We start from the raw sequence: 8,280 nt of genomic DNA, 5'->3' as shown, positions 1-8,280 counted from the left end.
AAATATATTTATTAAAACATTAATTTCTATTGAACCGCCGTGTACCGAACGGTACGCACGGTGGTGTGAGAGGTCGCTAAATAAACTAATTATTTAGCTCCTACTCGATTTGCAACAAAAGACAAATATTAGATCAATTATAAATATTAGACTTAATATTAAAACTGGGTTTTACAGTGATAAAAATAAAGAGATTAAATTTAATATTATAGTCACAATTGTATGTTAAGATGGATAGAGAGTTTTTAATAAATAAGTTTAAAATGAAATAGATTTTAAATCTAGCGGGGTGATTTTTATGCAAAAATTAAAAGAGAAAGAGGCATTTGTAATAAGAATTTTGGCAATTATACTTGGATCTTTTATTTCTGCTATATCAGTTAATTGTTTTTTAGTACCACATCATTTATTGTCGGCAGGAATTACAGGTATTGCACTTGTATTAAGATACTGTATCAATACTCCTCTTGGGGCAGCACTTCTTATATTAAATATCCCAATTTTTATTGTTGGCATAAAAGAAATAGACAAGGATTTTATAATTTATAGCTTGCTTGGAATGGTATCAATGTCAGTATTTTTAAATATCACCATTCCAATGGTTCCATATTTGCAGATCAACGATATTATGCTTTCTTGCATAGCTGGTGGAGTGCTTAATGGTATAGGTTGTGGCTTTGCATTTAGAAGTAGGGCATCGCAAGGCGGAACGGATATTATTGCAACAATTCTTAAAAGAAAAACTGGTCAGGAAATAGCCTTTCTTTCCATGGCTATTAATATAGTTATTATTGGCGTTGGAGTATTATTTATGGGAGCTGGACTAGAACTCATTATATATACTTTAATTAGTATGTACATAGCTACAGTGGTTATACAAAAGATAATAGATGGACTCGATCATAAAAAATTATTATGGATAATAACAGATAAAGAAGTAGAGGTATCCCGTGCATTAACGACTGAGCTTGGTAGAGGTGGAACTCTTATAAATGCAGAAGGAGCCTATACTGGAGAAAAAAGAAAAATAATAAATATCTATATTACTTTAACCCAAATAGCTAAAGCTAAAATGATTATTCAAGACATAGATAGTTCAGCATTTATTACAATATCAAATATATCAGAAATAAATGGTGGAGGATTCAAAAAATCAGTTTTGTAAAATACTGATATAAATAAGGAAAAAATGTATACATAGATTGAAAAAAAACACCTGGCAAATACATCAAGATGAAACATTTTGGTTATCACAAAAATCAATGTCAAAGCTTTTTGATGTAGATGTTAGAACAATTAATGAGCATTTGGAAAATATTTATGAAACAAAAGAATTAACTAAGGATTCAACTATCCGGTATTTCCGGATAGTTCAAAAATAGGAAAATAGGAAGGTTACTAGAAATGTTATGTTTTATAATTTAGATGTAACTATTTCAGTAGGATATAGAGTAAATTCAAAACAAGCAACACAATTTAGAAAATAGGCTACAAATACACTTAAAGAATATGTAACCAAAGGAAATGTTCAGTTCAATAGTTTTGACTGACTTATGAAAAAATTAGAAAAAAATATCAAGGAGGATTATAAATGGAATATTTAGATTTAGTTGAAAAAAGATATAGCGTAAGAGCATACAAGAATGAGGGTGTAGAGGACGAAAAACTTAACAAAATACTTAAAGCGGCATTACTTGCTCCAACAGCACATAACAAACAGGCCTTCAAAATAGTTGTAATTAAGACTAAAGAACACCAGGATGAATTGCAAAAGATATACCCACGTCCATATTTTACTCAAGCTCCAATTGTACTTGGAATTTTCACAAGTACAAAAGAAAGTTGGGTAAGAGAAGATGGTAAAAATTATGGTGATGTAGATGCAGCAATTGTAATGGATCATATTGTAATGGAAGCCACAGCTTTGGGACTTGGTACAAATTGGATTGCCAATTTTGATCCGATTGCTGCTAGTGAAATTATTGGTCTTGGAAAAGATTTTGAGGCGATTGCATTTACACCTATTGGTTATGCTGAGCCAAAAGATGTTAAAAAGATTAGAAAGACTTTAGAAGAAATAGTCGTTTACCTATAAGACTGTCTAAGCAAATATTTCAATTCTAACGTATACATGATGAAGCAATAGTAGAAAATAGATACGCTTTTGCAATACTTGATTATTTTCTAGCTATATATATCTAAACATGGACTTTGTCTCGTTGCGAAAAATAATAAATTTAAACATAAGAAGAAAGAGATATAAAATTCAACACTATTTTATATCGTTTTCTTCTTTATCTAATTTTTCTGCAATTTTTTTCTGCCTCTTTTGATTTAAATCATATATAGGCGAGTATATCAAGAATGTTAAAACTGTTCCAGAAATAAATAGAATTGCCAAAGTTACAATAAAAAATCTACCATCTGTATACCTCTCGCCATATCTTGCGTAATTTGCGCTTCCTGCACTTATACATACGCCCAATCCAACCAGAAGGCTTATTAATACAACTGATTTTTTACCCTTACCTTTTGTTTCAAACAAATCATTCCCTGCTATGATGTTCCTAATTACAATATATATGGAAGCTCCCAATAAGCATAAAAGTTCTGTAGCATATTGTGAGAAAGGTACATTGAAAATATATTCCTTAATAAGTAATGATATAACCAGACCACCGAGCAACAGAGTACATGCTTCACTGCCGATTTTACGTTTTTGAGCCACAGCTCGCTCATCTTGTATTAAGTTATTTTTCATGTTTTTCCTCCCAAAATAATTCATTTAATGTTTTGCCAAGTGTTTCGCATATTGAAATACAAAGTTTTAATGAAGGGTTATAAGTGCCTGATTCAATCAGTCCAATCGTTTGGCGTGTAACAGCTACAGCTTTTGCTAAATCATCTTGTTTCATATCACATTCAATACGAGCAATTTTCATTCGTTTATTTTTCATGGTATGACCTCCATATATTGCATAGTATACTATATATATTCCTTGATGTAAAGTATATATTGCATTTATTCATAAAATAATAGCAGACAACTTTATGTATGCTACATAAAACATAAATAATCTTTACTTCGAATTATAGTATAATCTCGATTTAAATGTATAGAAATTGTAGCATGTTTTTTATATCTTATACAAAAACTTTCACAATATTAAATACTCCTATAGGGGGGATTTAAGTTTTAAAAGCATTACTTTTAATAGACTCTAACTCATTATCATAATTTGAAACATTTTATAACAAGAGAATGTAAAAGTGTTTTGATATAATCTATTAAAACATAAATATTGGAATATAATTGATATTATGTTATTATATAGTTATTGTGGCAACGCACTTTAGGAGTCTAGTTGAAATTTTAAGAAGGAAATCTGAAAATAGAAAATTATTAATATAAATTCTGTATGAACCTAGAGAAGCACAAATTGATGCTTTATATGAGCTAAAGAAATGTAGAGAAGAAGGATTTTCTTAGTTGACAATACTTTGATGTCAAAGTATAATAAAAAACATGAAAACAGATGAAACAATTTATTTAATAAGCAGAATACGAGAAAAAGCAAATGTATTTATTCTGAAAGAATTAGAACAAATAGGATTTATGGATATAGCACCATCTCATGGAGACATCCTAGCAACTTTATTTCATCATGGTGAATGTACTATGACTGATATTGCAAATAGTATTCATAGGGATAGATCCACTGTGACATCTTTAGTAAACAAGTTGATTAAATTAGGATACATTTTATCAAAGAAAGATGTTAATGATAGCAGATCAACAATCATATTTCTAACTGATAAAGGAAAGGAGTTAGAGCCTGGTTTTAAAAAGATTTCACAGAACCTTTATGATATTGAATACAAAGGTATAAGTGATAATGAAAAAGAAGTTTTTGAGAAGATATTAGAGAAAATTTATAATAACTTTTAGGTTATTATATTTTTTTTGAGAATAAGCTTTGATATCAAAGTAAATATTTAAGGAGAAGAAAAAATGGTTACGAAAGATTACATAAAATAAAAATTGGAGGTAATATTATGATTTACAATATTACAGCAGCTACTGGGCAATTAGGAAGTAAAATTGTTGAAGCAGCATTAAAGGTTATAAAACCAGAAGATTTATATAACTTTATCAAGAGAGAATATAGGAGAAAACTAAATGATTAAATTTGATAATGTATCAAAGATTTATCCAAGTGGCAATAGAGCAGTTAATTCAATAAGTCTTGAAATTAAAAAAGGAGAATTTTTTGTAATTATAGGACCAAGTGGATGCGGTAAAACTACAACACTTAAAATGATAAATCGTTTGATAAATTTAAGTGACGGTACAATCTATATAAATGAAAAAAAGATAAGTGAATATAATATCTATGAATTACGGTGGGGTATAGGGTATGTGCTTCAGCAAATCGCACTTTTTCCTCACATGACAATTGAAGAAAATATAGCTATTGTACCAGAATTAAAAAATTGGGATAAAAGAAAAATTAAGGAGAGGATTACAACACTTTTGGAAAGTGTTGGTCTTGAACCTGATAAATATCGACATAGAAAGCCAAGTGAACTCTCAGGTGGCGAGCAGCAGAGGATAGGAGTAATTAGGGCATTAGCTGCTGATCCTGCCATTCTTTTGATGGATGAACCTTTTAGTGCACTAGACCCAATTACTCGTAAAAAATTGCAACAAGATATTGTTAACCTACAAAAAAAGATTAAAAAAACTATTGTGTTTGTAACACATGATATGCAAGAAGCATTAGCGCTTGGAGACAGAATTTGTGTAATGAGGGATGGGGAAATTGTTCAGTGTGACACACCAACAAATATTTTGAAAAACCCTAAAAATGATTTTGTTAAAAACTTTTTTAAGTCGGGTAATGTCTATAACACTTCTATATTTAGCAAGCCTTATCAAGTGAAGGATATGTTAGATGCTGGATGTTGTGATTTTTACAAACCTGGCGATGGCGATTTATTTATAAATGATACTGAGTCTATTGAGAACTTACTTAAGCGACTGGGAAATGAGAATGCCATCCCAGTTAAACATTTGGGAGAATTCACTGGAACTATAACTAATGAGCACTTAATTAAATTTATATCCCTTAAACTTGAAAAAGGTGGTGAACTCTCATGAATACACTAATTTCAACACTAGTTGAGCGTAGGCAACAATTAGGTACTGCATTACTTGAGCATATGCAGATTTCGTTTATCGCTATATTTATCGCCGTACTTATTGCAGTCCCACTTGGTATATATATAACAAGGCATAAATTGCTTGCAGGACCGTTGCTACAGATAGCAGCTATTTTTCAGACAATACCATCTCTTGCTATTCTTGGAATACTTATACCACTTGTAGGAATTGGACAATTGCCAGCAGTTATTGCTCTAGTTATATATGCTATTTTGCCTATACTTAGAAATACATATACCGGAATAAAAGAGATTGATCCGGTATTAATTGAGGCAGCGCAGGCTATGGGAATGAATAGGCGTAAGCAACTTTTTAAGGTTCAATTACCACTCGCAATGCCTGTTATTATGGCGGGAGTAAGGACGTCAATGGTACTAGTCATTGGAACTGCTACACTTGCGGCTTTAATTGGTGCTGGTGGGCTTGGAGAACTTATTCTTCTTGGAATTGACCGTAATGATAATAATTTGATTTTAGTTGGAGCAATTGCAGCGGCACTTCTTGCAATTATTTTTGATACTTTACTGAGCATTTTAGAAAAAGTTTCTTTAAAAAAATCAATGATAGCTATCGCTTTAGGTAGTATTATTATTGCATCTATTGTTATTACACCGTATTTTTTTGCACAAAAGAAAGAAATCACTATTGCAGGTAAACTTGGCTCTGAACCTGAAATATTAATTAATATGTATAAATTAATGATTGAAGATGAAACTAACCTTACTGTAAAGTTAAAACCTGGAATGGGTAAAACTAGCTTCCTTTTTAATGCTCTAAAATCAGGAAATATTGATATATATCCAGAATTTACAGGTACGGCACTTGAAACATTTATAAAAGAAAAAGCAAAAAGCCATATTCCAAATCAGGTATACGCGCAGGCACGAATTGGCATGGATAAAGATTTTAGTATGGAACTTCTCGAACCTATGAAGTACAACAATACTTATGCTATTGCAGTACCGGCTAGTTTTGCAAAAGAATATAACCTTAAGAATATATCAGATTTAAAAAATGTAGAGAATAAAGTTAAAGCAGGATTTACACTTGAGTTTACTGATCGCGAAGATGGTTATAAAGGTCTTCAAAAGACTTATGGAGTTAATTTTGATAATATAAAGACTATGGAACCTAAACTACGTTATACTGCCATAAAAGCCGGTGATATTAACTTGGTGGATGCTTATTCTACAGATAGTGAACTTTCACAATATAATATGAAAGTATTAAAAGATGATAAACAATTTTTTCCACCATATCAAGGTGCACCACTTATGCTTAAGAAAACACTCCAGAAGTATCCGGAGCTTAGCACGCCATTGAATAAATTAGCGGGCAAGATTACAGATACGCAAATGAGTAATATGAATTATAAAGTTAATGTAAAAGGTGAATCAGCCCTAGAAGTTGCAAAAGAGTACCTTAAGAAGGAAGGGTTGCTTAAGTAACAGTTTTATTGAATTCCTAAGTCATTTTAAATAAGCAAAGTGTAAAACTAATATGAGTTTTACACTTTGTTTTTTCTATTTCATTGTTAATTGCTGAAATTCTTTTCATGTTTCTTTAATCTTTTTCCCCAAAAACTCTCTATTTCTTCTAGAGATTTATTTTTAGTTTCTGGGACTACACGCCAAACAAATATTGCTGCAATCGCTGTTATAATAGTGTAGAGCAAGAAAGTCGTTGCAACGCCAATTCCTTGGGTTAAGATTGGAAATGTTTCCGTTAATAAAAAGTCTGATAACCAAAGTAATACGGTACAGATTGACATCGCACGCCCACGAAGCTGTGTAGGGAAAATTTCCGAAATCACAACCCATGTTACTGGTGCTAGAGAAACTGCATATGCTGCGATAGATAACAAAATAAAAATAAAAACAACTAATCCAGAAAAATGAGCATAAAAACTAATGCTAACCAGCAATAAACAAATTGACATACTAAGTGCACCAAATCCTAATAACTTCTTACGTCCAATTCGATCAACCATGCCCATTGACACAATAGTAAGCACCATATTAGTAGCACCGATAACGACGGTAGCAATATAGGCTGATGATTGACCAAAACCAGCATTTTTAAAAATTTCTGGTGCGTAATACATAATTGCATTACTACCTGAAAATTGTTGAAAGATACAGAGCAATACACCAATAATTAGTGCAGGTCGTAAACGCTTTTTAAATAAATCGCTTAACTTATTAGTTTCGCATTGTAATGATGCCTTAATAACTGCTAATTCGTTATCAACTAATTGATTACTACCATCCATTTTTATTAAAACATTTCTTGCCTCATCCGATCGTCCCTTTCCTGCTAACCAACGTGGACTTTCCTTTGCAGGAATTAAGAAAAGTAAAAATAGAACTGAAGGCAACACACCGATTCCCATCATATAACGCCAACCAGTATTAACATTCCAAGTTTGAGTTGAAGTACTGGCAATCCATGCATTAACAAAATAAACTACGAAAATACCAATTGTAATAGCAAGTTGATTTAAAGATACTAAACGCCCACGTATATGTGCTGGCGCTATTTCAGCGATATACAATGGTGAAAGTAGTGAGGTTATGCCTACACCAATCCCCGCTAAAAAACGCCAAAAAACTAGAATTGAAACACTAGTTGCTAAAGCCGCTCCAAGTGAAGATACTGCAAAAATAATAGCAGAACTCAATAGCGCCTTTTTACGACCAAATTTATCACTGACTGTGCCAGCAATTGCTACACCTACAGCACAGCCAATTAGAATACATGAAGTTACCCAGCCTACCATAGAGCTAGTAAGCGAAAATTTAATAGTTAAGAAGCCAATTGCTCCTGATATTACTGCTGTATCATATCCAAAAAGCAAACCGCCTAAAGCTGCTGCACATGATACTAAAATAACATATCCGCTTAACTTATTTGAGTTTTTTTGTTGCTTAGTCTTCATTAACTTTTCCTCCTTGTATAATCTAATTATAAGTTTGATAAGAAACCTTCTTTAAATAATACGAATGATTTCTTACTTATCTTTATTAATGTTAATGTTTATTTTTATTCATTTCTAA

At 31.5% G+C, this 8,280-nt stretch carries 9 protein-coding genes and 1 pseudogene; 7 read left to right on the top strand and 3 right to left on the bottom strand.

Annotation, left to right across the window (positions count from 1 at the left end):
• Window positions 1-298: 298 nt before the first annotated feature.
• The 3 genes and pseudogenes from KPL38_RS17080 to KPL38_RS17070 all read left to right on the top strand — a co-directional run bounded on the left by KPL38_RS17080 (window position 299) and on the right by KPL38_RS17070 (window position 2,095).
• Window positions 299-1,165, top strand: a complete 867-nt coding sequence (locus tag KPL38_RS17080; RefSeq protein WP_216290347.1) for a YitT family protein — start codon at window positions 299-301, stop codon at window positions 1,163-1,165.
• 232 nt (window positions 1,166-1,397) lie between these two features.
• A pseudogene (gene rhuM / locus KPL38_RS19825) lies at window positions 1,398-1,487 on the top strand (RhuM family protein); the annotation flags it as partial.
• A 104-nt stretch (window positions 1,488-1,591) separates the two neighbouring features.
• Window positions 1,592-2,095 (top strand): nitroreductase family protein, encoded by a 504-nt coding sequence (locus KPL38_RS17070; RefSeq protein ID WP_216290346.1) that lies wholly within the window; start codon window positions 1,592-1,594, stop codon window positions 2,093-2,095.
• A 177-nt stretch (window positions 2,096-2,272) separates the two neighbouring features.
• Here KPL38_RS17070 and KPL38_RS17065 read toward each other — a convergent pair whose 3' ends face one another.
• Window positions 2,273-2,761, bottom strand: coding sequence for a DUF6773 family protein (locus KPL38_RS17065; RefSeq protein ID WP_216290345.1), 489 nt, complete (start codon window positions 2,759-2,761; stop codon window positions 2,273-2,275).
• A complete protein-coding gene (locus KPL38_RS17060; protein WP_216290344.1) occupies window positions 2,751-2,957 on the bottom strand; it encodes a helix-turn-helix transcriptional regulator in 207 nt (68 codons plus the stop codon). Before KPL38_RS17060 ends, KPL38_RS17065 begins: the two co-directional genes overlap by 11 nt.
• A 569-nt stretch (window positions 2,958-3,526) precedes the next feature.
• Between KPL38_RS17060 and KPL38_RS17055 the strand changes: the two genes are divergently transcribed.
• The 4 genes from KPL38_RS17055 (at window position 3,527) to KPL38_RS17045 (ending at window position 6,672) form a co-directional block, all read left to right on the top strand.
• Window positions 3,527-3,949, top strand: coding sequence for a MarR family winged helix-turn-helix transcriptional regulator (locus tag KPL38_RS17055; protein ID WP_216290343.1), 423 nt, complete (start codon window positions 3,527-3,529; stop codon window positions 3,947-3,949).
• 107 nt (window positions 3,950-4,056) lie between these two features.
• Window positions 4,057-4,188 carry a hypothetical protein gene (locus KPL38_RS20125; protein ID WP_281419368.1) on the top strand — a complete coding sequence of 44 codons (132 nt, stop codon included), beginning with the start codon at window positions 4,057-4,059 and terminating at the stop codon, window positions 4,186-4,188.
• Window positions 4,181-5,161, top strand: coding sequence for an ABC transporter ATP-binding protein (locus KPL38_RS17050; RefSeq protein ID WP_216290342.1), 981 nt, complete (start codon window positions 4,181-4,183; stop codon window positions 5,159-5,161). The genes KPL38_RS20125 and KPL38_RS17050 overlap by 8 nt, the downstream gene beginning before the upstream one ends.
• Window positions 5,158-6,672 (top strand): ABC transporter permease/substrate-binding protein, encoded by a 1,515-nt coding sequence (locus KPL38_RS17045; protein ID WP_216290341.1) that lies wholly within the window; start codon window positions 5,158-5,160, stop codon window positions 6,670-6,672. Before KPL38_RS17050 ends, KPL38_RS17045 begins: the two co-directional genes overlap by 4 nt.
• 86 nt (window positions 6,673-6,758) lie before the next feature.
• On the opposite strand, the gene KPL38_RS17040 is transcribed toward KPL38_RS17045, so the two are convergent.
• Window positions 6,759-8,162, bottom strand: a complete 1,404-nt coding sequence (locus KPL38_RS17040) for a sugar porter family MFS transporter (protein ID WP_216290340.1) — start codon at window positions 8,160-8,162, stop codon at window positions 6,759-6,761.
• Window positions 8,163-8,280: the final 118 nt, after the last annotated feature.

The organism is Clostridium psychrophilum, from assembly GCF_018861705.1.
Taxonomy (GTDB): Bacteria; Bacillota; Clostridia; order Clostridiales; family Clostridiaceae; genus Clostridium_AD; species Clostridium_AD psychrophilum.
Note: the sequence above shows the minus strand (reverse complement) of the source record. Positions and strands in the feature narration are given on the sequence as shown.